A 26,135-nucleotide genomic window follows, 5' to 3' on the forward strand; every position below is an offset into this window, starting at 1 on the left:
CCTGCTGCTCGGTCTGGGCCGGAGCCTGCTGCTCGGTCTGGGCCGGAGCCTGCTGCTCGGTCTGAGCGGGGGCCTCGTACTGAGCCTGCTCACCCTGCGCCATCTGCACGCTGGTGGACTCGCGCTGGGTGTCGTCCACCGGGGCGTTGGCGTAGGCGGAGGCGCCCAGGCCGGCGACCAGGCCGGCGGCCGCGGCGGCACCGGCGGTGGCGCGGCCCAGGGTGGCGGCGTTGTCGGCCACGGCGCGTGCGAGGACCGGCTTGGACTCACGGCGCATCTCACGGCGCGAAGCGAACGTCGTCATAGTAGTCATTGTGATAAAAACCTCTCCCAATGTGACGGGGCTTGGCCTGTAGTGGGGGACCGAGTCTCGGGGGAAGCTCGTCCGCCAGGTCTCATACGACCGCGTCTGCCCCGCCCCCTGCATGCGGATGTCTGCGAACTGCTACGACCGGAAGCAGGGATCGGAATCTCCGGTCGAAGGCGCCTCGGCATCGGACAGTCGCCTCAGGCACGACCTCGACGATATAACAGGACGGTAAAGATGTCACGCTCAGGTCACGGCCGATTGTGAAAAATTTACGAACCTCCCGGTGAGAGCGCTGAAATCCCCGGAAATCCGCGGATGTCACATCACGTCACAGAGACCTACTGTGCGGTTCAGATCACAGAACAGCAACGGTGCGCCGAGATCCTGACCGGCCGGTCGGTCAGTCGCGCGCCGGAGAGGCGAAGATATGCTGCGCGACCTCCAGCGGGATCTCGACCTCCAAGGCCTCTCCCGACTCATCGGTGACCGTCAGCATCAGATACGCCGCGTCCACCCCGTCCAGCCGCACCGCGGACCCCGGACGCAGCCCGGACTCCGCCAGCTGCTCCAGGACCTCGGGCTCCACCTGGATCGACTCGGCCAGTCGCTGGACCCTCCACGACTCCGCGCGGGAGCCGACCTCGGAATCCTCGGCCGCCTGCCGCAGGGTGACCGCCTCGCCGGGTCGCCCGGACTCCGGATGCGGCTCGACGCCGAGCAGCTCCAACCCGGGGATCGGGTTGCCGTAGGGGGACTCGACGGGGTCGTCGAGGATCTCCACCAGCCGGCGCTCGACCCGCTCGCTCATCACATGCTCCCAGCGGCAGGCCTCATCATGCAGATACGGCCACTCCAGCCCGATGACGTCGGCCAGCAGCCGCTCGGCCAGCCGGTGCTTGCGCATCACCTGCACCGCGATCCGGCGTCCCGCCTCCGTGAGCTCCAGATGCCGCTCCTCGGTGAGGATCAGCAGACCGTCGCGCTCCATGCGTGCCACCGTCTGGGAGACCGTCGGACCCGAGTGCTCGAGACGCTCGGCGATGCGGGCGCGCAGCGGGACGATGCCCTCCTCCTCGAGGTCGAGGATGGTGCGCAGATACATCTCCGTCGTATCGATCAGATCCGTCACCGAGTCTCCTCCTGCGCATTGATACCGTGAACGGTGGACGGCGAGGTGCCGCGTCCAGCATAGTCCCTCACCCCCGGAGCCCCCGCCTCCGTCGAGGGTCCGATCCGCCCGTCCTCCCGCCCTGCCTCACGACCAGGAGACCGCGCCATGACCGCCGAGACCGTGACCATCCCCTCGCACCTGCTCCCCCGCGACGGACGCTTCGGCGCCGGGCCCTCCAAGGTGCGGCCCGAGCAGATGCAGGCGCTCATCGAGGCGGGACCCCGGCTGATGGGCACCTCCCACCGCCAGCCCCCGGTGAAGGAGCTGGTCGGGGCGGTCCGCCGCGGCCTGGCCGAGCTGTTCCGGCTGCCCGAGGGGTATGAGGTCGTGCTCGGCGTCGGCGGCTCCACCGCCTTCTGGGACGTCGCCTCCTTCGGGCTCGTCCGCTCCCGAGCCCAGCACCTCTCCTTCGGCGAGTTCGGCGGCAAGTTCGCCAAGGCCACCGATCGTGCCCCCCACCTGGAGGCCTCGTCGATCCTCACCGCGGAGCCCGGCACCCGGCCGCACCCGCAGGCGGAGTCCGGCGTCGACGTCTACGCCTGGCCCCACAACGAGACCTCCACCGGTGTGGCCGCCGACGTCACCCGTGTGGCGGGGGCCGACGACGACGCCCTGGTGCTGATCGACGGAACCTCCGCCGCCGGTGGGCTCGATGTCGACGTCGCCCAGACCGACGCCTACTACTTCGCCCCGCAGAAGAACTTCGCCTCCGACGGCGGCCTGTGGTTCGCGCTGATGTCCCCGGCGGCGATCGCCCGCGCCGAGGAGCTCGCCGGGCAGCGGTGGATCCCGGACTTCCTCTCGCTGACCACAGCGATCGAGAACTCGCGCAAGGACCAGACCTACAACACCCCGGCCCTGGCGACCCTGGTGATGATGCGCGCCCAGCTCGACTGGCTCAACGGGGCCGGCGGGCTCGGATTCGCCGCCGCTCGGACCGCGGACTCGGCCGGGCGGGTGTACCGGTGGGCCGAGGCGCATGAGCTCGCCGCCCCGTTTGTGCAGGACCCGGCCGATCGCTCCGATGTGATCGTCACCGTGGACTTCGACGACACCGTCGATGCGGCCGCACTGGCGACGACGCTGCGCGCCAACGGTGTGGTCGACGTAGAGCCCTACCGCAAGCTGGGGCGCAATCAGCTGCGCATCGCGACCTTCGCCGCGATCGAGCCCGACGACGTCTCCGCCCTGCTGGTATGCATCGACCACGTCCTGGAGCACACCTCGCGCTGAACACCCGGCGAGTCGGCGGTCACTCGTGTTCCACCCGTCGACAGTGAAATCACCCGCCGACAGTACGGCGGGTGATTTCACTGTCGACGGGTTGCAGCACGCGATCCCGCGGCGCTACCCGTTCTTCTGCTGCTCCGCGGCCTCCTGTTCGGCGGCCTGCTGCTTCTCCTTCTCCGAGACGCGGTCGGCCCAGGGCACCCATTCCGGGGCCAGCAGCGCGTCCTCGCCGGGGAGCAGCCCGATCTCGCACACCGTGACCTTCCGGCTGCGCGGGGCCCGGGCGACGGTGACGAACCAGTCCCAGCCGCGGTAGCCCTCGCGGTGCGCGGCGAAGCGATGGGTGTGGAGACGGTCCTCTTCGGCGGTGACCGTGCGGTGGTCCCCGATCTCTTCGGCGGCGGCGATCTCGTGCAGGGCCTCGCGGGCCTGGTCCACGGCCTCGCTCAGCACGGCGTCCTTCTTGGGCATCTCGGCAGTCCTTCTGATCCTGCGGTGCGGCCGGATCTCGGCCGATCGGGTGGGTGCGCTCAGGCGTCGAAGTCGTCGGCGACCCGGCGCAGCACGGCGGCCAGCTGGCGGCTGCGCGCCGACTGCGGGTAGCGGCCGCGGCGCAGCTCACCGGCGCTGGACTCGAGCATGTTGACCAGGTCCTGCACCAGCGAGGCCATCTCCTCCGGCGGCTTGCGGCGGGCGCGCACCACGGAGGGGCCCTCGTCGAGGATGCGCACCGAGAGGGCCTGCTGGCCGCGGCGCCCGTCGGCGATCCCGTACTCCATCCGGGTGCCGGACTTCACGCTGGAGACGCCGGCGGGCAGGGCGGAGGAATGCAGGAACACCTCCTGGCCGTCGTCGGAGGCCAGGAATCCGAAGCCCTTCTCGGCGTCGAACCACTTCACTTTCCCGGTGGGCACGTCGTCCTCCCTCGTCGCTGCGTGTGCAGAGCGGTGCGTCGGTGCATCGACGCAAGGTCACCGCCCCAGAATACCGGGGCGGTGCGACGGGATAGAATCGGGGTCATGTCCGCACGTCCCCGCGCCGGCGCCGAAGCCGCAGTCGCCGACCGCGAGCGCCCGCTCAGCCGCGGCATCCTGCTCCTGGGCACGGTGCTCACCGCGGCGGCCTTCGTGTCCCTGGTGATGATTCTGGGCGCCTACTTCCTCTCCGTCGAGGCGAACCCGACGTTCTATTTCCTCGCCCTGTGGGGCTTCCCGGCCGGCTTCGCCCTGATGCTGGTCCACATGGTGCTCTCGATGCGTCGCCGTCGCACCGTCCGCTCCGGATGACTGCGGCCCCCCTCTCCATCTCCGCGCTCGGGCGCGCCCTGGCCTGCCGGGGCGACGAGGCGCTCTCCGGGCTGCTGCGGTCCCGTCCCGACCTCGTCCACCCCACCCCCGGGGACTTCACCGGCCTCGCGGTGCGTGTGCAGTCCGAGACCAGCCTGCGGCAGGTCCTGATGCGGCTCGACGCCGGCACCCTCTCCGCACTGGCAGCCGTCTGCCGGGGCGGGACCGACGCCGAGGACGTCCCGGCTGCGGTGCGCGACCGGCTGCGCGGCATGGGTCTGCTCTTCGCCGAGGACCCCGAGTCCGGGGCGCCGACGCCGACGGGCCGCGCGGGCCGACCGACCGACGCCGTCCCGGGCTCGCTGCTGGCCCTGCTGGCCGAGCCGGAGGTCGCCTCGGCCGCCGCGGGCTCCTCCCCCGGTGCGCCGGCACCCCGGGCGACCGAGCCGGCTCCCCCGGCGGCCCTGGTCCGCAACGCCGGCCTGTCGGCGACGGCGGAGCTGCTGGCCGACGTCGAGCAGCTCCTCGACGCCCTCGAGGACGCTCCGGCCGCCACCCTGCGCTCGGGAGGCGTCGGCATGCGGGAGCTGCGCCGGCTCACCGCCGCGCGCACCGGGGAGAGGCCCGGGGAGGACCACCTGGTCGGCGAGACCGGGTGGCTGCTCGAACTGACCGCCGCGGCGGCGCTGATCGGCCTCGACGTGGACACCGGCACCTGGAGGACCACCGAGACCGCCCGCCGGTGGCGCCGAACCTCACGGCACCGGCGCCACCAGCTGCTGGTCTCCGGCTGGCTGCTGGCGCCGCGGTCACCGCTGCTGGTCCTCGGACCCCACCCGCGGGCGCGGATCGCCCCGGCCCTGACCCAGGAGCGGACCCGAGGCGACGCGCCTGCGCTGCGCCGGCGGCTCCTGCAGCTGGCCGCCGAACTCACTGCGGACTCACCGGCGCTGCTGTACCGCCGGGCTCCCGTGGACGAGTCCGGCGAGGTCGAACCCACCGAGGCGGCCCTGGCCGCCTCGGTCACCGGGACGCTGATCGACCGGTTCCGCTGGGAGCGGCCGCTGGCCGGACCCCGCATCGGACACCTGGTGCCCGCGGTGCTCGAGGAGGCCGAACGCCTCGGACTCACCGCGATGGGTGCTCTCACCGAGATCGGTCGGACGCTGATGACGGGGCCGGACCGCTCTGCGGACGACGAGGAGCCCCACGACGCCGACGACTCCGACGACGACGCCGAGGCCGACCCCGAGGCTCCCTCGCCCGCGCGGATGGCCGCGCACCTGGCCGATGCCCTGCCCCCGGCCGCCGAGACCGTCCACGTCCAGTCGGACCTGACCGTGATGCCCACCGGCACCCCCTCCCCGACGCTGGCCGCAGGGCTCGCCGCCCTGGCCGAGCCGGAGACCCGCGGACCAGTTCCGACCTACCGCCTCACCTCCGCCTCGGTGCACCGCGCCCTCGACGCCGGGTGGACCCCGGACCAGGTCCGCCGGTTCCTCACCGATCACAGCATCGCCGCTCTCCCCTCCCCGCTGACCACCCTGCTCGACGACGCCGCCCGGACATGGCGCGGCGTGCAGATCGGCGGCGCCGGCTCCTGGATCCGCGAGTCCGATCCGCAGATCCGCGCCGAGCTGCTGGACTCCCCGGCCCTGCGCCGGGTGCGGCTGCGCGCCCTGACCGGGGAGGTCCTCATCAGCCCCGCCGGACCCCGGGAGCTCGCCCTGGCGCTGCACGACGCCGGCTTCGGCACCCGAGACCTCGACGACGTCGCGGACCCCGCCCCGGACCCCGGCCCCGGCCGTCCGGACGACGCAGACCGCCTGCACCCGACGGCGTGGTCGCTGACCGCCAGCCCCTGGCAGCAGTCGCCGGTGCGCACCGTCTCCGTCGCCCCCGCCACCGCCGCCGAGGTCCGGCGAGCCGTCGACAGGCTGCGCGCCGGCGGCCCCGCCCGCTCCGGCGACCCGGCGGTGAGCCTGGGCGCCGACGTCGTCGGGCTTCTGCGCACCGCCGTCCGCGAGCGCCGCCGCGTCCGCATCCGCCGGGTGGACGCCCACGGCATCGAACACACCCTCTCCGGGGTCCCCTCCGCGCTGAACGCCGGACGGCTGCGGCTCCAGGACGGCGAGGGCGAGACCGTGCTGCTGGTCCACCGGATCACCGGGGTCCGGCTGGCCGAGGATCATGTCGACTACGGGGACCGCGGGGCGTCCCCGGCACCTGCGACGCCCCGGAGGAGGAGCTGATGTCCGGACCGCTGATCGTCCAGTCCGACCGCACCGTGCTGCTGGAGGTCGACCATGACCAAGCCGACGCGGCCCGCCGGGCCGTGGCCGCCTTCGCAGACCTCGAGCGCGCGCCGGAGCACATCCACACCTATCGGATCACCCCGCTGGGCCTGTGGAACGCCCGGGCCGCCGGCTGCGACGCCGAGTACGTGGTGGACACGCTGCTGGGCCTCTCCAGGTACCCGGTGCCGCATTCCCTGCTGGTGGACATCGCCGAGATCATGAGCCGCTACGGCCGGCTGCGCCTGGAGAAGGACCCCGTGCACGGCCTGGTCATGCGCTCCACCGACGCCGCCGTCCTCGAGGAGGTCCGGCACGCGAAGACGGTGGCTCCGCTGCTGGGCCCCTCCCTGGACGAGTCCACCGTGGCCGTGCATGGGCAGGCCCGCGGTGAGCTGAAGCAGGAGCTGGTCAAGGTCGGCTGGCCGGCCGAGGACCTGGCAGGATTCGTCGACGGCACCGCCCACCCCATCTCCCTGGCAGGCGAGGACTGGACGCTGCGTCCCTACCAGCGCCAGGCGGTGGATACGTTCTGGTCGGCGGGCTCCGGCGTCGTCGTGCTGCCCTGCGGGGCGGGCAAGACCCTGGTGGGGGCCGGGGTGATGGCGACGTCGTCGACCATCACCCTGATCCTGGTGAACTCGACCCTCTCAGCCCGCCAGTGGAAGACCGAGCTGCTGGCCCGGACCTCCCTGACCGAGGACGAGGTCGGCGAGTACTCCGGGGACCGCAAGGAGGTCCGGCCGGTCACGATCGCCACCTACCAGGTGCTGGCGCACCGGCGCGGCGAGCTGTACCCGCATCTGGAGCTGCTCGACGGCCACGACTGGGGCCTGATCATCTACGACGAGGTGCACCTGCTGCCGGCGCCGATCTTCCGCCGCACCGCCGATCTGCAGGCCCGACGGCGGCTGGGCCTGACCGCCACGCTGATCCGGGAGGACGGCCGGGAGCGGGAGGTGTTCTCGCTGATCGGACCGAAGCGGTTCGACACCCCGTGGAAGCAGATGGAGGCGCAGGGGTGGATCGCCCCGGCGCTGTGCACCGAGGTGCGGGTGGATCTGCCCGCCGAGCGGCGGATGGAGTACGCCGCCGCCGAGGAGCGTGAGCGGCACCGGCTGGCGGCGGGGTCCGGGGCGAAGGACGACGTCGTCGCGCGTCTGGTGGCCCGGCACCGGCACACCGGGGAGCAGATCCTGGTGATCGGTCAGTTCGTCGAGCAGCTGGAGCAGCTGGGCGAGCATCTGGGGGCTCCGGTGCTGACCGGCTCGACCACCACTGCCCGGCGGCAGGACCACTTCGAGCGGTTCCGCCGCGGCGAGCTGGATGTGCTGGTGGTCTCGAAGATCGCGAACTTCTCGGTGGATCTCCCCCAGGCCTCGGTGGCCATCCAGGTCTCGGGCACCTTCGGGTCCCGCCAGGAGGAGGCCCAGCGGCTGGGTCGGCTGCTGCGCACCGACTCGGAGGACGCCGAGAAGCGGGCCCACTTCTATTCGGTGGTCACCCGCGACACCGTGGATATGGAGTACGCGGCCAAGCGTCAGCGGTTCCTCTCCGAGCAGGGGTACGGGTACCAGATCCTCGACGCCTCCGACATCGCCTGATCCCCTCCCGGCCGTGCGTCTACCCCGGATGCACATGTCTCCCGTTCATGCACGGGGGATGAGTGCATTCGGGGTAGACGCAACGACAGGGGAGGCCGGCACCGGCCGAGAGGACAGACTTCGTCCAGGGAACAACAAGGATTCGGGGGGAGAATGGGGAGCGTGACTGAGAAGACCCCCGAAGCGAAGCTCCTCGTCGTCGACGACGAGCCGAACATCCGTGAGCTGCTGGCGACCTCCCTGCGCTTCGCAGGCTTCGAGGTGACCGCCGCGTCCAACGGGCGCGAGGCCCTCGAGGCCGCCGAACGCTTCCACCCGGACCTCGCCGTGCTCGACGTCATGCTCCCGGACATGGACGGCTTCGCAGTCACCCGCAAGCTCCGCTCGGCCGGGAAGCTCTTCCCGGTGCTGTTCCTCACCGCCCGCGACGACACCGACGACAAGATCACCGGCCTCACCGTCGGCGGCGACGACTACGTGACCAAGCCCTTCTCCCTGGACGAGGTCGTCGCCCGGATCCGCGCGGTCCTGCGTCGCACCGCTCAGTTCGAGGACGAGGACGCGGTCCTGAGCATCGACAACCTCGAGCTCGACGACGACGCCCACGAGGTCCGCCGCAACGGGGAGATGATCGACCTCTCCCCCACGGAGTTCAAGCTGCTGCGCTACCTGATGATGAACCCCAACCGGGTGCTGTCCAAGCAGCAGATCCTGGACCACGTCTGGGACTACAACTTCAACGGCGACGCCTCCATCGTCGAGTCCTACATCTCCTACCTCCGGCGGAAGATCGACTCCGGCTCGGAGGGTGCACCGATGATCCAGACCAAACGCGGGGTGGGCTACGTCCTGCAGACCTGGGAGCGCCGTCAGCGGGCGCGAATCCGCTGAACGATGAAGACGGTGCGCGGCACCGACCACGGAGCACCTCTCCCGCTCCGGGCCGTCGGGCCACGCACGATCGGGGATGCGGCCCGGTGCAGGGTGAGAACCTGCACCGGGCCTCTCCATGAGCGGAGGCCGCGGGGTATCGTGCAGTGATGCGCTTCAGACCGTCGGAATCCGTGGTGCGCACCTGGCGCCGCGCCAGTCTGCGCACCCAGCTGGTGGTGATGTTCGCCGGTCTGATGCTGCTCACCCTGGCGGTGACGACCTTCGTCTCAGCCTCCCTCTTCCGCCAGGAGCTGGTCCGCAACCTCGACGAGGACCTCTACGCCAACCGCAGCAACGTGGCCACGTTCCTCACCTCGCGGGCCGAGCGCGACGACGCCGACCTCGAGTACTACTCCGACGAACTCTCCGTCTGGCGGTTCTACGGGGTGCTGCTGGACAACGACGGCGACGTCATCGAGGATCAGGCCACCCCGAGCGCCCCGCAGGGCCAGGACCTTCCGGTGATCCCCGAGATGGACGCCGAGGAGGTCCTCACCCAGGACGGTGAGGCCTTCGACGTCCCCGGCACCGAGGAGGGTTCGCGGGGCTGGCGGGTCCACGTCTACCGGTTCGCCTCCGGGGAGGCCTCGATGGCCATCGCCCTGCCCAGGGACACGGTGGAGGTCGCCGTGGAGCGGGCCACGTTCCTGGTCGCCACGATCGGCATGATGGCCACCCTGGGCGCCTCGACCCTGGCCTATGCGGTGGTCACCCGCTCGTTCCGTCCGCTGTTCCGTGTGGAGAAGACCGCGGCGTCCATCGCCGACGGCGACTTCTCCCAACGTGTGCAGATCTCCTCCCCCTCCGACACCGAAGTCGGGCGTCTGCAGCGCTCGCTGAACGTGATGCTCGAGCACATCGAGGAGGCGTTCCGCTCGAAGTCGGTCTCGGAGGAGAACATGCGCCGGTTCATCCAGGACGCCTCCCACGAGCTGCGCACGCCGCTGGTCACCATCCGCGGGTTCTCCGAGCTCTACCGTCAGGGTGGGGTCAGCGACGATCCGGAGGCCGTGGGCACCGCGATGGGCCGCATCGAGTCCGAGGCGAAGCGGATGGGTCAGCTGGTCGAGGACATGCTCACCCTGGCCCGCCTCGATGAGCAGCGTCCCCTGCAGATGGCGCCGGTGGACCTGCGGCTGCTCGCCCACGACGCGGTGATGGACCTGGGCGTCAACGCCCCGGACCGTGAGGTCGCGGTGGTCGGTCTGGACGACGCGGACCCCCGCCCGGCGCCCGTGAGGGGTGACGAGGGGAAGATCCGGCAGATCGTGACGAACCTGATCACCAACGCCCTGCGCTACACCCCCGACGGCACGCCGATCGAGCTGATGGTGGGCACCGACTCGCTGGTCTCGGGTCGCACCGATTCGGTGGTGCGCGTCCGCGACCACGGCCACGGCATCTCCGAGGCCGACGCCTCCCGCATCTTCGAACGCTTCTACCGGGCCGACGACTCCCGGCACCGTGAGACCGGAGGAACCGGTCTGGGGCTGGCGATCGTCGCCGCGATCGCCTCCCAGCACGGCGGTACGGTCCGCTACTCCGAGACCGAGGGGGGCGGAACCACGATGACCCTGCGGCTGCCGATGGTCGAACCCGGCGACGAGCAGGACCACGAGTCCGACGAGTTCGACGAGGACTTCGACCACGCCGACCACGATGCCGACCACGATGCCGACCACGATGCCGACCACGGTGTCGGCGAGGATCCGGGTGCTCCACAGGAGGGTCCAACGGACCCGCAGGACCCCACAGACTCCACAGGTCGATGAGTCTCGACTGACGCGACCCAGGCGTCGCCCTAGCGTCGGGGGTGCGCCGCAGGACCGCGGCGACCGAGACCGACCGCACGGATGCGGAGCGGGGCCTTCCTCCCTCTCCGCGGCGTGGAAAGGGAGACATCATGGCGATCCTGCAGATCGACACCTCAGACCTGATGGCCAAGAGCCAGACCGTGGAGGGCACGCTGGGCCGCATCCAGACCGACGTGAACTCGATGGAGGGCCAGCTGCGTCAGCTCCAGGACTCCTGGAAGGGGTCGGCGGCGGTGGCCTTCCAGGATGTGCTGACCCAGTGGCGGGCCACCCAGGCCCAGGTCGAGCAGTCGCTGGCCAGCGTCCGCCAGGCGATGGCCGCCGCCTCCTCGCAGTATGAGGAGACCGAGTCGGCGAACACCCGCATGTTCGGCCGCTGAGCACCCGCTGCGACTGCGGCGTCCGCCGTCGAGACGGTCCGACGGTTCGGGGAGGAGGCCGGAGTCCGCAGACGCTCACAGACCGGGCACCGGCCCGACGACGACGGGGCGCCCCCACCGTGATGGTGGGGGCGCCCCGCCCGTCGGTCGGCCCGTCTGCGACGGACTGAGCGATCAGATGATCACATCATGCCGCCCATGCCGCCCATCGGGTCCATGCCCTCGGCTCCGGCGCCGGCGTTCTTCTCCGGCTTGTCGGCGACGACGGCCTCCGTGGTCAGGAACAGCGAGGCGATCGATGCGGCGTTCTGCAGCGCCGACCGGGTCACCTTCACCGGGTCGTTCACTCCGGCGTCGAGCAGGTCCTCGTACTCACCGGTGGCGGCGTTGAGGCCGGTCCCGTCGGGCAGGCTCTTGACCTTCTCGGCGACCACGCCGGCCTCCAGGCCGGCGTTGACGGCGATCTGCTTCAGCGGAGCCTCGACGGCCAGGCGCACGATGTTCGCGCCGACCGCCTCGTCGCCCTGCAGGGACAGCGTCTTGAACGCACGGGCCCCGGCCTGGATGAGAGAGGCGCCGCCGCCGGCGACGATGCCCTCGTCCACAGCGGCCTTCGCATTGCGGACCGCGTCCTCGATCCGGTGCTTGCGCTCCTTGAGCTCCACCTCGGTGGCGGCACCGGCCTTGATGACGGCCACGCCCCCGGCCAGCTTCGCCAGGCGCTCCTGGAGCTTCTCACGGTCGTAGTCCGAGTCGGAGTTCTCGATCTCAGCCTTGATCTGGCTGACGCGACCGGCGATCTCGTCGGCGTCGCCCGCACCCTCGACGATGGTGGTCTCGTCCTTGGTGACCACGACCTTGCGGGCGGTGCCCAGCAGGTCGAGGGTGGCGTTCTCCAGCTTCAGGCCGACCTCCTCGGCGATGACCTGGCCGCCGGTGAGGATGGCCATGTCGGCCAGCATCGCCTTGCGGCGGTCGCCGAAGCCCGGAGCCTTCACGGCCACGGACTTGAAGGTACCCTTGAGCTTGTTCACGACCAGGGCGGCCAGAGCCTCGCCCTCGACGTCCTCGGAGATGACCAGCAGCGGCTTGCCGGACTGCATGACCTGCTCCAGGATGCCGATGAGGTCCTTCACCGAGGAGATCTTGGAGTTCACGATCAGGATGTACGGGTCCTCCAGGACCGCCTCCTGCCGGTCGGCGTCGGTGACGAAGTAGCCCGACAGGTAGCCCTTGTCGAAGCGCATGCCCTCGGTCAGCTCGAGGTCGAGGCCGAAGGTGTTCGACTCCTCGACGGTGATGACGCCTTCCTTGCCGACCTTGTCGAGAGCCTCGGCGATGAGCTCGCCGATCTGCTCGTCGGCGGCCGAGATCGACGCGGTGGCGGCGATCTGCTCCTTGGTCTCGACCTCCTTGGCGGAGGACAGCAGCTCGGCGGTCACGGCCTCCACCGCCTTGTCGATGCCGCGCTTGAGGCCCATCGGGTCGGCGCCGGCCACCACGTTGCGCAGCCCCTCCTTGACCAGGGCCTGGGCCAACACGGTGGCGGTGGTGGTGCCGTCGCCGGCGACGTCGTCGGTCTTCTTGGCGACCTCCTTGACCAGCTCAGCACCGATCTTCTCGTGGGGGTCTTCGAGCTCGATCTCCTTGGCGATGGAGACGCCGTCGTTGGTGATGGTCGGCGCGCCCCAGGACTTCTCGAGGACGACGTTGCGACCGCGGGGGCCCAAGGTGACCTTGACGGCGTCGGCGAGGGTGTTCAGACCCCGCTCGAGGCCGCGACGGGCCTCTTCGTCGAATGCAATGGTCTTCGCCATATCGGCTGGTGTCCTTCCTGGACTGTGGGTGATCACATGTCAGACGTATTCGCGTCAATCGGGTCGAACCCGGCCAGATGCCCGCGACGGACGGCCCGGACTCCCCGCGTCACCGGGGGTCCGACTTCTGGGCCTCACCTGTTGAGGTTCATCCCACTCCCGCGGGGCGCTGCGAGGCGCCCGAGGAGGTCTCCGCGCAACGAGCGCGGAACCCCATCATGACGGGAGTGCTGTGACAATTCTTAGCACTCTCCCATGGTGAGTGCAAACGATTCCGGCCGTGGGCGAACAGGGTCGGAGGCGGCCGGAACGGCGCCGCAGACGGGCACGTGTCAGTCGACGAAGCCCTCATCCACGACGACGGCGATCGACGACCAGCGGTCGTCCTCGACCACGCTGCCGATCCCCAGGTTCGAGGCGATCTCCTCAGCCAGCTCACCCTGGCCGGAGGGGTGGAAGACCACCGGTGCGTCCGTGGCGGCGTAGGTCCACTCGGTCACATTGGTGACGTTGTAGCCGGCCCCCTCGAGCTGCGACTGCGCGTTCTGCGCCGCCTCGGCCGAGGTCTGGTAGTTGAGCACCTGGACCGGGGACTCGCCGTCGGAGGCGGTGTCCTCGTCGTCCTCATCCTCATCGGTGGGACTGGGGCTCTCCTCCGGGGACGGGCTCTCTCCGTCCTCGTCCTCCGCCGCGGCGTCGCCGTCCTCAGCCTCGTCGTCGCCCTCGGCGTCGGCGTCCTCCTGCTCGTCCTCGGTCTCGGCGGTGTCCTCATCGGCGGCGGGGTCGCCCCCCTCGTCGCCGAGCTGCGGGAGCACGAAGTAGCTGACCACACCGACGGCGAGCGCGAGGACCGCGAGCATGACGATCCAGGGCAGCCCGGTGCGCTTGGCGCCGGGAGCCTCGGTCGGGGCACGGTGGACCCCCGCTCGGCCCGGCGGGTAGGGGTCGACGTCGTCGAACTCGTCGTGGGGGTGCTTGGTCATGGCCTCGTGGTCCTCGTGCAGTGGTGGGCGGGCGATCAGCGGCGTGAGGCTCGGGCCCGGTGGCGAGATTCCCGCTGGCGACGCAGGCGCTTGACCAGCATCGGGTCGTGGGCGAGGGCTGCTTCGGAGTCGATGAGGCGGTTGAGCGCCTGGTAGTAGGACACCGCGGTCATCCCCAGCCGTTCGGAGATCGCCTGGTCCTTGGCGCCGGCGTACTTCCACCACTGACGCTCCAGCTGAAGGATGCTCCGGTCCTGCTCGCTGAGCTGTCCCTGCAGGTCCCCTTCGGATGTCGCCGGCGCATCCGAGGCGACGGTGCGTGCTGCGGACATCGTTCCTCCTCGTGCGGTGTGTGCTCTGCGGCCCGACCCCATGCTACGGCGGCGGAGCCCCTGTATCGGGGATCCCACGCGGCGCACCGCCCCTCTAGCATGGAGGGATGAGCATCTCTGAGCACCTGGTCGAGCCGCTGGACCCCGGGTGGGAGCGGGCTCTGTCCACCCAGCAGGAGCAGTTCGCCCGAGTGCGTGAGGAGCTGCGCCGCCGCCGGGTCGCCGGAGAGCAGGTCCTTCCGGCCGCCGCCGACGTGCTGCGCGCCTTCCGGCAGCCGTTCGAGGACGTCAGTGTCCTCATCATCGGCCAGGACCCCTACCCCACTCCGGGTCACCCCATCGGGCTGTCCTTCGCCGTCGCCCCGGACGTCAGGCCGCTTCCGCGCAGCCTGCAGAACATCTTCGCCGAGCTGCAGGACGACCTCGGCGTCCCGACCTCATCCCACGGGGACCTGAGGCCGTGGGCCTCCCAGGGGGTCCTGATGCTCAACCGGGTGCTCACCGTGGCCGCCGGCTCTCCGGCCTCGCACCGGGGCATCGGCTGGGAGGCGGTCACCGAGGCCGCGGTGCGGGCCCTGGTGGACCGGGGCACACCGCTGGTCTCGGTGCTCTGGGGCGCCGACGCCCGGAAGCTGGCGCCCATGCTGGACTCCGGCTCCCATACCCGGGTGCTGACCAGCCCCCACCCCTCGCCGCTGTCGGCCCATCGCGGATTCTTCGGGTCGAAGCCGTTCTCGACGACGAACGCCGCCCTCCAGGAGCTGGATGCGGCGCCGGTGGACTGGGACCTGGCCCACGGGTGAGTCCGAACCCGACGACCCCTCGGTCACCCCGGCAGTGGGGCCGTCGGGACCGGTCCGCGTCTCAGCGGTTGCGGAACCTGCGACGCTCGTGGGACTGCAGGGCGGAGGTGAAGGGACGCATCATCACGTCGCCGAGGACGATGCCGGCCGCGATGCCGAGGATGATGATCATCGCATTGAACAGGTCGGTGAGCCCGGTGAGCATGCCGATGGGCACCTGCGTCAGGATCTCCGCGGACTCGCGCATCCCCACCGGCAGCCCGGCGAGGACGTCGGTCTCGGTGCGCATCGCCACCGAGTACATCCCCCGGAAGACCATCAGCCCGGGAAGCATGAACATCATCGCCGGCACCGCGACCACCAGCTGGGGAGCGCGCATGCGCAGTGCGACGAGTCGGCCCAGCGCTCCGACCACGACACCGCCGATGACCGGGGTGACCCGCTCCCCGAGCCCGACGAGCTCGGCGGCGTAGAAGGCGCAGAACCCCAGAGCGGACACTGCCCCGATGGGCACGAGGATCCGCCACCGGGCCTGCTCGACGATCGCCGCGGCGACGGCGGCCACGAAGACCAGGGCCACCAGGACCGGGAACGGGTAGAGCCGCTCCAGGGCCCGGGCCGGTTCGATGGCGGGGGTGCCCAGCTGGCTGGCGGTGATGACGGCGACCATGATCCCCGAGGTCAGGCCGATGAAGGCGATCAGGGAGGAGACGATCCTGCCCGCGGAGGTCAGCGGGAATCCGTTGATGGCGTCCTGGATCGCTGAGACCACGCGCACCGAGGGCAGCATGATCATCAGCCCCCCGGCGACGACGTGGAACGGCTCCACCGGGATCTCCAGGGCCACCGCACCCATGGCGATGAATGTGGCCACGAAGCCGCCGGCGGACAGGCAGTAGAACTCGGGCACCCTGAGGTTCGACAGCCGCCGAGTGGTGGCCAGCACCAGCAGGGTGGCGAAGAATCCGACGGTGGCGTCGAGCAGCGGGGCCCCGAGGAACGAGGCGAACGCGCTGGCGAACACCGCGCCGGCCAGCGTCACCATCCAGCGCGGGAACGGCTTCGGCTCGTGGGTGATCTCCTCGAGCGCCTCCGCGGCCTCGGTCCTGGTCATCCGTCCGGAGATGATGTCGGTGACCAGGTGGTGCACTCCGGCCAGGGCCTGGAAGTTGCTCGACCACGACCTCACCACACGCACCCGGCTGTAGGGGATCTTGCCCTCGGGGGCCCAGTTGAGGCTGATGGACTGGTTGGTGATGTCGACGTCGGTGTTCTTCATCCCGAAGGCGGCGGTGATCGCGATGATGGAGGTCTCCACCTCCAGGGCGCCCGCGCCGTAGCGGAACAGCGCCTCGCCGAGGTCCAGGACGAAGGCGATGGTCTCCAGCTCGTCGGTCTCGAAGGGCGCCTCGGCCTGGCGGGGGTTCTCGAAGGGGGTGCCGGCGAGGCGGTCGACGATGGGGACGGCGGAGGTCATGGGCGCCTCGGGCCGCATCAGGCGGCGCAGCACCGACCGCGGACGCCCCCTCTGGTCGAAGACGCTGCGGTCGAACGCCGGCCCTCCCGCACGGCCGCTCCCTCGGAGTGATGACCGCAGCACCGAACGACGGTGCCCCGGCGCCCCGGGGCGGGTGATCGGTGAGGTCGGTCCGGCACGGCGCTGGTCCTCGGGCACTGCGGGCATCGACCCTGTCGCCGGGGCCCACGGGGCGGGACCCGGCGTCGTCGACCCGTCCTGCGGCGTCGACGGAGACCAGGGCTGACCCGGGACGCCCGGCACGCCTCCGTGCCCGACCGGTCGGCCGGTGTGCGGGTCGATGATCGGGATGGACCCGACGGCGGGGCTGTGCACACGCATGCCGTCGCCCTGGTGCCACGCACCGTAGTGGCGCTCCGGCTCGGACCCGTCGAGCTCGGGCCGATGCGGCCGGGCAGGGTCGTGGAAGGTATAGGTGGAGGTCTCGGGGTCGTACCCGCCGAGCTGGTGCAGCTCGATCGCACCGGTGGCCGGGTGCACGGGCTCCGTCGTCGGACCGACGTGCCGGACGTAGGGGGAGCCCTCGTGCTGCGTCGCCTCCCGGGTCGGGGAGTCGTGGCCGGTGTGCGTGCTCCAGAACGCGTCCGGGGCGAATTCGTGGCGGCCGGTCTCCGGCGCGGGTTCGGCGCGGCGGGTGACGCCGTCGACCGGCGTCGGGTCCTCGTCCCACTCCTCCTCGTGCTCCTGGGCCTCACGGGCCGAGTTCCAGGAGGAGGCGATCGTCGACGTCAGCGACCGGACGAAGCCGGTGTGCTCGGCCTCCCCCGATGACGTGGAGCGGACGACGGGGTCCAGGGTCGGACGGGACGGGGAGCCGTCGATCACCGGGTCGATCACTGGGTCGATCTCCGGGGCGACGGCCTCGGTCTGCTGAGGGTCGTCAGCGGGTTCCGGGGCGTCGCGCAGGTCGGGCTCCTCCGGCACCGGTCCTCCCTTCGGCGTCTCGTCGATCCGGTCGGTCCTCCGTCTGGCATCCTAGGGCGGAGGCACCTCGGCTGGACAGCGCGGGGCCGCCCCGGGCGCGGCAGGTCGGCGGGACGGCATGAGAAAACCCGAGGCTCCGCGGCGCGCGGCCTGCGGGAGCTTCGGGCTGGGCTGTGGATCCGAATGGACTCGAACCATCGACCTCTCGCGTGTGAAGCGAGCGCTCTAACCATCTGAGCTACGGATCCGTGGAGATGTGCGGCTCGGGCCCGTCACCGGCCCGCGCACATGTGCCTAGAAAGGTTAGCACCTCGGGGGCTGACCTGAGAAACCGGGGTCCGGAGAGGCTCCGGACCCCGGCCTCACGGCCGGCGGGCGCATCAGGCGATGGCTTCGGCGATGGGGGTCTCGCCGGTGACGAAGCGGCGGGTCTGCCCGACTGCGGCTCCGGTGGTCACGGCGTGGGTGATCGCGGAGGCGACGTCCTCCCGCGGAACGCTGAGCTGGTCGGAGGGCAGCTCCTGCCCGTCGACCAGTCCGTGCGCGTCCACGATCTGCACCGTCCCCCGTCCGGGCTCCTGGGTGAGCGTCCCGGGCCCGAGGATCGTCCAGTCCAGGGCGGTCTGCCTCAGGTGGGCGTCTGCGTCGTGCTTGGCCTTCGCGTAGGGGTGGAACGAGCTCTCCGGGTCGAGGGTGTCGACGTCGGTGTCGGCTCGGACGTAGGAGACCATGACGTAGCGGCGGACGCCTGCCTCGGCGGCGGCCCCCATGGTGCGCACGGCCGCCTCGTAGTCGACGGCGTGGGTCCGTGCGGGATTCCCGCCGCCGGCGCCTGCGGAGAAGACGACGGCTCCGGCGTCGGCGAACGCTTCGGCGAGCCGGTCGACGTCGGCGGTCTCGATGTCCAGCACGTGGGGCTCGGCGCCGGTCGCGGCGACCTCGTCGCGCTGCTCGGGATTGCGGATCAGCGACTTGACCGCATATCCGGCCTGGGTCAGCTGAGTGGCGGCGATCAGGGCGATCTTTCCGTGCCCTCCGACGATCACGACTCGGTTCTCGGCGGCCATGTCGGCTCCTCTCCCTGTGGGGTGGACCGGGGTGCGGGGTCATCGGCCCGCTCCCCTGTCCCGCGTGCAACGTCTGTGGGCGCTCACTATTCCGCACCGGCACCTCACCTGTGCCGCACCCGGAGTGCACCTGGACCGCATCCGTCCCTCGTCGACGGGATCGGCGCGGCTAGACTGCCTGGATGCCCCGCTCCCTCCCCGCCCTGACGCCGGCCACGCGCATGGGTCTGTCGATCGCTGCGGCGCTGACCCTCTACGGCGTCTCCTTCGGCGCGCTGGCCACCGCCTCGGGATTCACGTTCTGGCAGACGGTGGCGCTCTCAGCCCTGCTGTTCTCCGGCGGGTCGCAGTTCGCGATCATCGGTGTGGTCGCCTCGGGTGGTTCGGGAGGGGCGGCGCTGGGCGCTTCGACGCTGCTGAGCGCACGCAACACCATCTACGGGGTCCAGATGAAGACGCTGCTGAATCCCACGGGCTGGCGCCGATACGTCGCCGCTCAGGTGACCATCGATGAGTCCGCGGCCAATGCGATGGTCCAGACCGATCACGCCGAGAGCCGCCGCGGATTCTGGGTGACGGGGATCGCCTCCTACATCGGATGGAACGCGGCCACCGTGTTCGGTGCGGCCCTGGGGGACGTGATCGGTGACCCGCAGAGCCTGGGCCTCGACGGCGCCGTCGTCGCCGCCTTCCTGGGGCTGCTGTGGCCGCGGCTCAGGTCTCGGGAGCCGTGGGCGCTGGCGGTGCTGGCCGCGCTGATCACGATGCTCACGATGCCTGTGCTCCCGCCCGGGGTCCCGGTGATGGTGGCCGCTGGGGCCGCCGTGGTGTGGACCGTGCTCACGCGCCGCCGCGGCGGTGACCTCGCACCCGCCGAGGACGAGGTGGACCCCGGGCACGATGCGGACCCCGGGCACGGTGCGGGCGGCGGGTCCGGCCGGGACGGAGGTGCCGGACGATGAGTCTCTGGGCATGGATCCTCCTGGCCTGCGCGGCGGTCTACCTGACCAAGCTGCTCGGCTACATGGTCCCGGCCGCCTGGCTGAAGCACCCGATGGTCGGGCGGATCTCCGGACTGCTCACGGTGGCCCTGCTGGCGGCGCTGGTGACCATGAACACCTTCTCCGGCGACGACGGACTGAGCTTCGACGCTCGGATCGCCGCCCTGCTGGCCGCGGCCGCGGCCCTGATGCTGCGGGCGCCGTTCCTGGTCGTGGTGATCGTCGGGGCGGCGACCGCGGCGGGGGTGCGGGCGCTCGGCGTCGGCTGAGCCTCCGTTCGGTCCCGGTCAGTCGTCGTGGGCGTCGGCGGTCCCCGCGGGAGTCGCCCGCAGGGTGGAGCCGAGGACGATGATGCCCAGCGCCATGACCGCGGCGGTGCGGAACGCCGTGCGGAACCCCTCCAGCGCGGCCTCTTCGGCGCCGAGGCCCGAGGAGGCCGCCGCGGCGGCTCCCAGTCCCATCACGGCGATCAGCAGTGCGGTGCCGATGGCTCCGGCCAGCTGCTGCAGGGTGTTCAGCAGCGCGGTGCCGTGCGTGTAGAGGCGGCGCGGCAGGGGGTTGAGCGCGGTGGTGAAGGCCGGGGTGAACAGGAAGGCGAGTCCGAGGCTGAGCAGCAGGTGCAGCATCAGGACCTGCCACTCGGGGGTGTGGGCGCCCAGCGTGCTCATGAGGAACAGGGCCAGGACCAGGACGCAGGCCCCGGGGATCACCAGCGGCTTCGGCCCGACCCGGTCGTAGAGCCGTCCGACCCCGGGCGCCAGCACGGCCATGAGCAGGCCGCCCGGGAGCATGAGCAGTCCGGTCTGCAGGGTGTCGAGGCCGCGGACGGTCTGGAGGAACAGCGGAAGCATGATGATCGCTCCGAAGAGGGCGATCATCATCAGCAGCATCATCGAGAGCCCGCGGGCGTACATCGTGTGCTTCAGCGGACGCAGGTCCAGCAGCGGACTGCCGGTGCGCTGCAGGCGGATCTGCAGCAGGGCGAAGGCGGCCAGGAACAGCACGCCGACGATCAGCACGGCGACGGCGACGCCGTCGACCCCGCCGGCCTCCTCCGCGGCGACCGTGCCGTGGCCCCCTCCGAGCTGGCTGATCCCATAGACCACGCCCCCGAAGCCGGGCACTGAGAGCAGCAGCGAGGGGATGCTGAGCCCGTCGCCGGTCGTGCCCGGGGTGTCGTCGAGCCGTGAGCGTCCCAGCACGAGGGCCGCCAGCGCGATCGGCAGGATGGTGAGGAACAGCACCCTCCAGTCCGCGACGTGGAGGATGAACCCGGAGAGCGCCGGTCCGGTGGCCGGCGCCACGGAGATGACGATCGAGATGTTGCCCATGACCACACCGCGGCGCTCGGTGGGCACCAGCGTGAGCACGGTGGTCATCAGCAGCGGAAGCATGATCGCGGTACCGCTGGCCTGGATGATGCGCCCGGCCAGCAGCATCTCGAAGCCGAGGGCGCCGGCGGCCACGGTGCTGCCGAGGCTGAACAGGCCCAGGGCCGCGGTGAACATGGTGCGCAGGCTGAACCGCTGCATCAGATAGCCGGTGGTCGGGATGACCGTGGCCAGGGTGAGCATGAAGGCGGTGGTCAGCCACTGCACGGTCGGTTCGGTGACGTCGAACTCGACCATCAGGGGCCGCAGAGCGACATTCATGACCGTCTCGTTGAGGATCATGGTGAACGCCGCGACGAGCAGCACACCGATGGTGACCTTCTGCTCGGGAGGCATCTTGGCCGGCGTCTGGGACGCGGCGGCCTGCGGCCCCGTCGGGGCTGCGGAGTCGGACGACATGGGTCCTCCATCAGGAGATCGGAGCCCCCTGCCGGGTTCGAACCGACGACCTGCTGTTTACAAGACAGCTGCTCTACCAGCTGAGCTAAGGAGGCGCGGCACCCGAGGGGCGCCGAAGAGACATCCTAGTCCCGAACCCTCCCCCGGTGCCACCGCGGTGCCACCGCAGTGCACGTCTGAGGAGGGTTCGGCGACTCAGGCGGCCTCGTCCTGGTACTCGTCGATCGCCTCCTGGGCCCACTCCTGGAACCCGGTCTCCGAGGCGGCCCAGTCCTGGTCGTCGAGGTAGACGGTGGGCGTGCCCTGGACGCCGTTCTCCTGGGCGTCGGAGGTGGCGTAGGAGACGAAGGCGCGGTAGGTGCCGTCGTCGACGCAGGAGCCGACGTCGACCCCGAACTCGTCCGAGGCGATGGAGGCGAGCTCATCGTTGCTCAGCTCGGTGCCCTGGTGGCTGAAGATCTCGGTCACATAGTCCAGGAAGTCCTCCGGGGACTCCTCGGCCACGCACATCATGGCGTTGTCCGCCCGGGCCGAGTAGTTGGTCTGGGACCCGCTGTCGAGGAAGGCGACCATCCGGTACTCGACGGTGAGGTCTCCGGCCTCGACCCATTCCTTGATCTGCTCGGCGTTCTGCTCCTCGAAGTCGGCGCAGTGGACGCAGGCGGGGTCGGCGTAGATGATCAGGTGCGGCGGCTCGCCGTCCTCGCGGGACTCAGCCCCTGCGGGCTCCTCGCCGTCGCCTCCGGGCACCTCGGAGGCATCGACCTCTCCGAGGTCGTCGCCGGACTCGAATTCGGTGGATGAGGCGAGGGTGAGTCCGCCGTGCTCGTTGGCCGCGCTGGGCGCGGGGCCCTCGGTGGCGGTGGCCGCGTCGTCGCCGCCCTGACGCTGTTGGAGGACGAAGAACGCCAGTCCCGCCACGACCGCGATGGCCACGACCACCACGCCGACGCGGAGCAGGACCGACGACGACTTCTGCCGTCGCTCCTGCTGCTGCTGCATCTGCCGGGCACGCTCGCGTGCGCTCAGCCCATTGTCCTGGTTGCGGGCCATACGTCCTCTCCGAAGCTGGCTGGTTCCGAGGCGGCGGCTCCGCAGGCGCAGGGGCCGCCGCAGGACGCCCGCCCGACCGGGGGCAGGGGGGCGTCGCGGTCGCCCTCCAGGGTAGTCCTCGCACCTGGACGAACCCCGGAACCCGCGCGGTGCGGGTAGGCTGGAGGCTGTTCTCTGCGAGGCACGTCACAGGAGGCTCTCCATGGGTGAGGAGACTGCTCGGAGCACCGGAGGCGCGAAGGGGTACGACTTCGTCGTGGTCGCCAATCGGCTCGCCGTAGATCGTGTCACCCAGGAGGACGGGAGCACCGGCTGGCGTCGGTCCCCGGGCGGTCTGGTGACGGCGCTGGGCCCGATCATGTCGGAGTCCGACGGGGCGTGGGTCGGCTGGCACGGCGCGGCGGACGAGTCCCTGGAGCCCTTCGACCACGAGGGCATGCACCTGGTCCCGGTCCCGCTCAGCGCCGCCGACGTCGAGGACTACTACGAGGGGTTCTCGAACGGCACGCTGTGGCCGCTGTATCACGACGTGATCGCCCGCCCGGCGTTCCACCGCCACTGGTACGAGGCCTACCGCCGTGTGAACCTGCGTTTCGCCGAAGCGACCGCGGCCACCGCCTCGGAGGGGGCTGTGGTGTGGGTCCAGGACTACCAGCTGCAGCTGGTGCCGGCGATGCTGCGTGAGCTGCGCCCGGACGTGCGCATCGGGTTTTTCAACCACATTCCGTTCCCGCCCTCGGGGCTGTTCTCCCAGCTGCCGTGGCGCCAGGCGGTCCTCCACGGACTCCTCGGCGCCGACCTGATCGGCTTCCAGCGCGACTCCGACGCCCGCAACTTCCAGCGGGCGGTGCGCAGCCGTCTGGGCCTCTACATCCGCTCCGACCAGGTGTTCATCGCCGAGGAGCCGTCGTCCCAGGAGCTGGGATCGTCCATCGCCGGGCACGGTGAGGACCCGTCGCGGGGGCTGGGGACCCGGCGGACCAGCCCGCCGGAGGGGGACGACTTCCGGGTCTCCGAGGCGCGGGCCTTCCCGATCTCCATCGACACCGAGAAGATCGTCGGACTCTCGGAACGTCCGGAGATCATCTCCCGCTCCCAGCAGATCCGTCGGGAGCTGGGCGACCCGAGCACGATCCTGCTGGGTGTGGACCGGTTGGACTACACCAAGGGGATCCGGCACCGGATGAAGGCGCTGGAGGAGCTGCTCGAGGAGAGGGCGGTGTCGGCGGAGGACGTGTGCTTGGTGCAGGTGGCCAGCCCCTCGCGGGAGGGTGTCGAGTCGTATCGCCTGCTGCGTGAGGAGATCGAGGCCACGGTTGGTCGGATCAACGGCGAGTACGACACCATGGCCCACACGGCCGTCCGCTATCTGCACCACTCCTATCCGGTGGAGGAGATGGTCGCCCTGTACCTGGCCGCCGACGTGATGCTGGTGACCGCTCTGCGGGACGGGATGAACCTGGTGGCGAAGGAGTACGTCGCCGCCCGGCACGACGGCGGCGGGGTCCTGGTGCTCTCAGAGTTCACCGGGGCCGCCGATCAGCTCAAGCAGGCCCTGCTGGTGAATCCGCACGACGTCGACGAGCTCAAGGCCTCCATCCTGCAGGCGGTGCATATGGACCCCGAGGACGCGCGACGCCGGATGCGCAGCATGCGACGCCAGGTGACGTCGAACAACGTGCAGCGCTGGGCCAAGGACTTCCTGGGTCGGCTCGAAGAGCTCAGCTGAGGAGACGGGAGGGACTGTGCGAGACTCCGGAGGCATCCGAGACATCCGAGACATCCGAGACGCCGACAGCGCCGACGGGCGGGACGCGTCGCCGTCGGCGGAGCTCTCCGGCGCCCTCGAGCGGTTCGCGGCTCATCGGCAGGTGCTGGTGTGTCTGGACTTCGACGGCTGTGTGGCCGAGCTGGTGCCGGACGCCGACGCGGCCCGACCGGTCCCGGCCACGGCCGCCGCGATCGAGGCGTTGGCCGACCTCGACGGGGTGACCGTCGCCTATGTCTCGGGCCGCCCCCTGGAGACGCTGCGTCGGCTGGCCTCTCCCCCGCCCGGGTCCCTGCTGATCGGCTCCCACGGTGCGGAGGCCGACCTGCAGGGCGTCTCACCGGCCGACGGTGCGCATGTCGGGTCACTGGAGCTGACGGCCGACCAGTCGCGGGCCCGCTCGAGGCTGCTGGAGCTCTTCGAGGACCTCGCGTCAGAGGTCGACGGAGCCTGGGTGGAGCACAAGCCGGCCGGTGCGGGGATGCACGTGCGCCGCGTGCCCGATGAACAGCTCGGGGATGCTCTGCTCGATCGCGCCCGGGTCGCGGCCGAGGGCGTCCGGGGCGCCCAGGCGAAGAGCGGCAAACGGGTCCTCGAGGCGGTGGTGGTCCAGGCGACGAAGGGGGAGGGCATCGAGCGGCTCCGTGCGCACGTCTCCGCGGACGCGGTGTTCTTCGCCGGCGACGACGTCACCGATGAGCACGGCTTCGCCGTCCTGCGCGAGGGCGACGTCGGGGTGAAGGTGGGGCCGGGTGAGACCGCCGCGGGTCATCGGATCGACGCGCCGGAGGACCTCGCCGCCGTGCTGCGGGAGATCGTCAGAGCCCGTGACGGCGGAACAGACGCTCCTCGGGATCGGTGAGGGCCTCCTCGAGGAGCCACCTGTTGGCACGCAGAGCCTGCAGGTCCTTCGCGACGACGCGGTCACGGGTCTTGGCCACCGCCTCGGCCAGGACTCCCACCTGTTCCTTGAACTCGGCGGCGTAGCGCGGCTTCTCCGAATCGGGGAGTGCCAGGAACACCTCCAGGGTGCGCGGCAGGTGGCGCTCCACCATACGGCGCACCCCTTCCCTGTGCTCAGGCAGACGCTCGAGCTCCGGCCATCGCTCGACGATCTCCCCGAGACCCACGATCATCATCCGCAGCTGTCCCTGGGCCGCCGGTGGCAGGTCGGACGCCCGTGCTCGGACCGTCCGGTCCACCCCGTCGAGCCGCGATTCGAGCTTCAGCTGCTCGGAGGACTTCTCGGGTGCCTCCAGCATCGCGGGGCGCTGCCCGTTGACCAGCAGCAGTCCCGCCGTGCCGCCGCCGATTGCCCCGCCGACGACGAGTCCGGCGAGGATCGCCCAGGGATTGGGGAGCAGCACGAGGGTGACCACCAGGGCGGCCAGCACCGATGCGGTCACCACGACCATCAGGCGGGCACGACGACGTCCCTCCTCGCGGGAGGGGCGATCGGGGCCTGGGTTTCCGATGTCGGGCTCCTCAGCTCGTGGACGATCGGGAGCTGGTGCCGGAGCCGCTCACTTCGGACTCAGCGGACCACCGCTCCCCGGTGACAGGCTAGTCGTCCCACCTGATCAGAGACTCCAGAAGGGTCGTCCCGCACTTCAAGGTTGGAAGCTGGGGCCCGGCGGCACAACGGCGTTGAGGACTGTGGCCACGGTGCGACTGTGATGTGGTCCGAACGCGACGAAGGGGCCTGATCTGATGATCAGGCCCCTTCGTGTGCCGGTCGGGGTGACAGGATTTGAACCTACGACCTCCTCGTCCCGAACGAGGCGCGCTACCAAGCTGCGCTACACCCCGGAGGTGCGTCCACGGCCGTTCCGGCCGCTTCCACAAGTGTCGATTCTAGACCGGACCGAATGGCCCGCACAAATCGGCCTGCTGCGACCTCATAGGCAAAGTGGTCCGCACGGTCCGGCCCTGGGGAGAATCAGTTCGACCCTGCGATGGCACGACGGCGAACGAGAGATAGGGCGGAGCAGTCTCGACGCCGAATCGTCAGTGATTCGGCGGAGTCCGCTCCGCCCCA

The 26,135-nt window shown here is 70.8% G+C and carries 24 protein-coding genes and 3 tRNA genes; 12 read left to right on the forward strand and 15 right to left on the reverse strand.

Annotated elements, in window-relative coordinates; genetic code table 11:
- Both N7E59_RS11360 and N7E59_RS11365 read right to left on the reverse strand, forming a co-directional pair.
- Positions 1-304 (reverse strand): hypothetical protein (locus N7E59_RS11360; RefSeq protein ID WP_390905048.1); only part of this gene is annotated, 304 nt, incomplete at its 3' end.
- A gap of 406 nt (positions 305-710) precedes the next feature.
- Positions 711-1,439, reverse strand: a complete 729-nt coding sequence (locus N7E59_RS11365; RefSeq protein ID WP_261625055.1) for a metal-dependent transcriptional regulator — start codon at positions 1,437-1,439, stop codon at positions 711-713.
- A gap of 147 nt (positions 1,440-1,586) precedes the next feature.
- Between N7E59_RS11365 and serC the strand changes: the two genes are divergently transcribed.
- The gene (gene serC, locus N7E59_RS11370; protein ID WP_261625056.1) at positions 1,587-2,714 is read left to right on the forward strand and encodes a phosphoserine transaminase; all 1,128 of its coding nucleotides are present in this window, start codon (positions 1,587-1,589) and stop codon (positions 2,712-2,714) included.
- A gap of 114 nt (positions 2,715-2,828) precedes the next feature.
- Here serC and N7E59_RS11375 read toward each other — a convergent pair whose 3' ends face one another.
- Positions 2,829-3,182: a DUF3027 domain-containing protein gene (locus tag N7E59_RS11375; protein ID WP_261625057.1), complete on the reverse strand. Its 354-nt coding sequence runs from the start codon at positions 3,180-3,182 to the stop codon at positions 2,829-2,831.
- Between the two features lie 59 nt (positions 3,183-3,241).
- A complete protein-coding gene (locus N7E59_RS11380) occupies positions 3,242-3,625 on the reverse strand; it encodes a cold-shock protein (RefSeq protein ID WP_261625058.1) in 384 nt (127 codons plus the stop codon).
- Positions 3,626-3,730: 105 nt separating this feature from the next.
- On the opposite strand from N7E59_RS11380, the gene N7E59_RS11385 reads away from it, so the two are divergent.
- The 6 genes from N7E59_RS11385 (at position 3,731) to N7E59_RS11410 (ending at position 11,022) form a co-directional block, all read left to right on the forward strand.
- Positions 3,731-3,997, forward strand: coding sequence for a hypothetical protein (locus N7E59_RS11385; protein WP_261625059.1), 267 nt, complete (start codon positions 3,731-3,733; stop codon positions 3,995-3,997).
- A complete protein-coding gene (locus tag N7E59_RS11390; protein ID WP_261625060.1) occupies positions 3,994-6,249 on the forward strand; it encodes a helicase-associated domain-containing protein in 2,256 nt (751 codons plus the stop codon). Before N7E59_RS11385 ends, N7E59_RS11390 begins: the two co-directional genes overlap by 4 nt.
- The gene (locus N7E59_RS11395) at positions 6,246-7,895 is read left to right on the forward strand and encodes a DNA repair helicase XPB (protein ID WP_261625077.1); all 1,650 of its coding nucleotides are present in this window, start codon (positions 6,246-6,248) and stop codon (positions 7,893-7,895) included. Before N7E59_RS11390 ends, N7E59_RS11395 begins: the two co-directional genes overlap by 4 nt.
- 162 nt (positions 7,896-8,057) lie before the next feature.
- The gene (locus N7E59_RS11400) at positions 8,058-8,786 is read left to right on the forward strand and encodes a response regulator transcription factor (RefSeq protein ID WP_390905049.1); all 729 of its coding nucleotides are present in this window, start codon (positions 8,058-8,060) and stop codon (positions 8,784-8,786) included.
- Between the two features lie 149 nt (positions 8,787-8,935).
- Entirely contained in the window at positions 8,936-10,600 is a 1,665-nt protein-coding gene (locus N7E59_RS11405) for a sensor histidine kinase (protein ID WP_261625062.1), read from the forward strand.
- 131 nt (positions 10,601-10,731) lie between these two features.
- Positions 10,732-11,022, forward strand: a complete 291-nt coding sequence (locus tag N7E59_RS11410; protein ID WP_261625063.1) for a WXG100 family type VII secretion target — start codon at positions 10,732-10,734, stop codon at positions 11,020-11,022.
- A 182-nt stretch (positions 11,023-11,204) separates the two neighbouring features.
- Here N7E59_RS11410 and groL read toward each other — a convergent pair whose 3' ends face one another.
- The 3 genes from groL to N7E59_RS11425 all read right to left on the reverse strand — a co-directional run bounded on the left by groL (position 11,205) and on the right by N7E59_RS11425 (position 14,154).
- Positions 11,205-12,839, reverse strand: a complete 1,635-nt coding sequence (gene groL, locus N7E59_RS11415; RefSeq protein WP_261625064.1) for a chaperonin GroEL — start codon at positions 12,837-12,839, stop codon at positions 11,205-11,207.
- 332 nt (positions 12,840-13,171) lie between these two features.
- Positions 13,172-13,822, reverse strand: a complete 651-nt coding sequence (locus N7E59_RS11420; protein ID WP_261625065.1) for a LytR C-terminal domain-containing protein — start codon at positions 13,820-13,822, stop codon at positions 13,172-13,174.
- A gap of 35 nt (positions 13,823-13,857) precedes the next feature.
- Positions 13,858-14,154, reverse strand: coding sequence for a DUF3263 domain-containing protein (locus N7E59_RS11425; protein WP_261625066.1), 297 nt, complete (start codon positions 14,152-14,154; stop codon positions 13,858-13,860).
- A 107-nt stretch (positions 14,155-14,261) separates the two neighbouring features.
- Here N7E59_RS11425 and N7E59_RS11430 point away from each other — a divergent pair, with 107 nt between their 5' ends.
- Positions 14,262-14,957, forward strand: coding sequence for a uracil-DNA glycosylase (locus N7E59_RS11430; protein ID WP_261625067.1), 696 nt, complete (start codon positions 14,262-14,264; stop codon positions 14,955-14,957).
- A gap of 61 nt (positions 14,958-15,018) precedes the next feature.
- On the opposite strand, the gene N7E59_RS11435 is transcribed toward N7E59_RS11430, so the two are convergent.
- The 3 genes from N7E59_RS11435 to N7E59_RS11445 all read right to left on the reverse strand — a co-directional run bounded on the left by N7E59_RS11435 (position 15,019) and on the right by N7E59_RS11445 (position 18,485).
- Entirely contained in the window at positions 15,019-17,418 is a 2,400-nt protein-coding gene (locus tag N7E59_RS11435; protein WP_261625068.1) for a threonine/serine exporter family protein, read from the reverse strand.
- A 174-nt stretch (positions 17,419-17,592) separates the two neighbouring features.
- Positions 17,593-17,666: transfer RNA gene (locus N7E59_RS11440), tRNA-Val, on the reverse strand.
- Positions 17,667-17,798: 132 nt separating this feature from the next.
- Positions 17,799-18,485 carry an SDR family oxidoreductase gene (locus N7E59_RS11445; RefSeq protein ID WP_261625069.1) on the reverse strand — a complete coding sequence of 229 codons (687 nt, stop codon included), beginning with the start codon at positions 18,483-18,485 and terminating at the stop codon, positions 17,799-17,801.
- Between the two features lie 182 nt (positions 18,486-18,667).
- Between N7E59_RS11445 and N7E59_RS11450 the strand changes: the two genes are divergently transcribed.
- Positions 18,668-19,447, forward strand: coding sequence for an AzlC family ABC transporter permease (locus tag N7E59_RS11450; RefSeq protein ID WP_261625070.1), 780 nt, complete (start codon positions 18,668-18,670; stop codon positions 19,445-19,447).
- Positions 19,444-19,755 carry an AzlD domain-containing protein gene (locus N7E59_RS11455; RefSeq protein ID WP_261625071.1) on the forward strand — a complete coding sequence of 104 codons (312 nt, stop codon included), beginning with the start codon at positions 19,444-19,446 and terminating at the stop codon, positions 19,753-19,755. The genes N7E59_RS11450 and N7E59_RS11455 overlap by 4 nt, the downstream gene beginning before the upstream one ends.
- Before the next feature lie 18 nt (positions 19,756-19,773).
- On the opposite strand, the gene N7E59_RS11460 is transcribed toward N7E59_RS11455, so the two are convergent.
- The 3 genes from N7E59_RS11460 to N7E59_RS11470 form a co-directional block, all read right to left on the reverse strand.
- Positions 19,774-21,276 (reverse strand): DHA2 family efflux MFS transporter permease subunit, encoded by a 1,503-nt coding sequence (locus N7E59_RS11460; RefSeq protein WP_261625072.1) that lies wholly within the window; start codon positions 21,274-21,276, stop codon positions 19,774-19,776.
- A gap of 22 nt (positions 21,277-21,298) precedes the next feature.
- Positions 21,299-21,371: transfer RNA gene (locus N7E59_RS11465), tRNA-Thr, on the reverse strand.
- A gap of 100 nt (positions 21,372-21,471) precedes the next feature.
- The gene (locus N7E59_RS11470; RefSeq protein ID WP_261625073.1) at positions 21,472-22,329 is read right to left on the reverse strand and encodes a DsbA family protein; all 858 of its coding nucleotides are present in this window, start codon (positions 22,327-22,329) and stop codon (positions 21,472-21,474) included.
- A 202-nt stretch (positions 22,330-22,531) separates the two neighbouring features.
- Here N7E59_RS11470 and N7E59_RS11475 point away from each other — a divergent pair, with 202 nt between their 5' ends.
- Together N7E59_RS11475 and otsB are read left to right on the forward strand one after the other, a co-directional pair.
- A complete protein-coding gene (locus N7E59_RS11475) occupies positions 22,532-24,058 on the forward strand; it encodes an alpha,alpha-trehalose-phosphate synthase (UDP-forming) (protein WP_261625074.1) in 1,527 nt (508 codons plus the stop codon).
- 16 nt (positions 24,059-24,074) lie between these two features.
- On the forward strand, positions 24,075-24,959 hold the full coding sequence (gene otsB, locus N7E59_RS11480) for a trehalose-phosphatase (protein WP_261625075.1): 885 nt from the start codon (positions 24,075-24,077) through the stop codon (positions 24,957-24,959).
- Here otsB and N7E59_RS11485 read toward each other — a convergent pair.
- Positions 24,916-25,506, reverse strand: a complete 591-nt coding sequence (locus N7E59_RS11485; protein ID WP_261625076.1) for a hypothetical protein — start codon at positions 25,504-25,506, stop codon at positions 24,916-24,918. The two genes, otsB and N7E59_RS11485, sit on opposite strands and share 44 nt — an antisense overlap.
- 326 nt (positions 25,507-25,832) lie before the next feature.
- Positions 25,833-25,906: transfer RNA gene (locus N7E59_RS11490), tRNA-Pro, on the reverse strand.
- Positions 25,907-26,135 lie beyond the last annotated feature (229 nt).

The organism is Nesterenkonia marinintestina (genome assembly GCF_025420485.1).
GTDB classification, from domain to species: Bacteria; Actinomycetota; Actinomycetes; order Actinomycetales; family Micrococcaceae; genus Nesterenkonia; species Nesterenkonia marinintestina.

What these genes read in the sequence shown, in the direction of transcription:
- serC (WP_261625056.1), top strand. Translation starts at nt 1,587, where the DNA reads ATGACCGCCGAGACCGTGACCATCCCCTCGCACCTGCTCCCCCGCGAC.
- N7E59_RS11425 (WP_261625066.1), bottom strand. Translation starts at nt 14,154, where the DNA reads ATGTCCGCAGCACGCACCGTCGCCTCGGATGCGCCGGCGACATCCGAA.
- N7E59_RS11410 (WP_261625063.1), top strand. Translation starts at nt 10,732, where the DNA reads ATGGCGATCCTGCAGATCGACACCTCAGACCTGATGGCCAAGAGCCAG.
- N7E59_RS11390 (WP_261625060.1), top strand. Translation starts at nt 3,994, where the DNA reads ATGACTGCGGCCCCCCTCTCCATCTCCGCGCTCGGGCGCGCCCTGGCC.
- groL (WP_261625064.1), bottom strand. Translation starts at nt 12,839, where the DNA reads ATGGCGAAGACCATTGCATTCGACGAAGAGGCCCGTCGCGGCCTCGAG.
- N7E59_RS11420 (WP_261625065.1), bottom strand. Translation starts at nt 13,822, where the DNA reads ATGACCAAGCACCCCCACGACGAGTTCGACGACGTCGACCCCTACCCG.
- N7E59_RS11475 (WP_261625074.1), top strand. Translation starts at nt 22,532, where the DNA reads ATGGGTGAGGAGACTGCTCGGAGCACCGGAGGCGCGAAGGGGTACGAC.
- N7E59_RS11385 (WP_261625059.1), top strand. Translation starts at nt 3,731, where the DNA reads ATGTCCGCACGTCCCCGCGCCGGCGCCGAAGCCGCAGTCGCCGACCGC.
- N7E59_RS11430 (WP_261625067.1), top strand. Translation starts at nt 14,262, where the DNA reads ATGAGCATCTCTGAGCACCTGGTCGAGCCGCTGGACCCCGGGTGGGAG.
- N7E59_RS11405 (WP_261625062.1), top strand. Translation starts at nt 8,936, where the DNA reads ATGCGCTTCAGACCGTCGGAATCCGTGGTGCGCACCTGGCGCCGCGCC.
- N7E59_RS11445 (WP_261625069.1), bottom strand. Translation starts at nt 18,485, where the DNA reads ATGGCCGCCGAGAACCGAGTCGTGATCGTCGGAGGGCACGGAAAGATC.
- N7E59_RS11455 (WP_261625071.1), top strand. Translation starts at nt 19,444, where the DNA reads ATGAGTCTCTGGGCATGGATCCTCCTGGCCTGCGCGGCGGTCTACCTG.
- N7E59_RS11450 (WP_261625070.1), top strand. Translation starts at nt 18,668, where the DNA reads ATGCCCCGCTCCCTCCCCGCCCTGACGCCGGCCACGCGCATGGGTCTG.
- N7E59_RS11470 (WP_261625073.1), bottom strand. Translation starts at nt 22,329, where the DNA reads ATGGCCCGCAACCAGGACAATGGGCTGAGCGCACGCGAGCGTGCCCGG.
- N7E59_RS11460 (WP_261625072.1), bottom strand. Translation starts at nt 21,276, where the DNA reads ATGTCGTCCGACTCCGCAGCCCCGACGGGGCCGCAGGCCGCCGCGTCC.
- N7E59_RS11375 (WP_261625057.1), bottom strand. Translation starts at nt 3,182, where the DNA reads ATGCCCAAGAAGGACGCCGTGCTGAGCGAGGCCGTGGACCAGGCCCGC.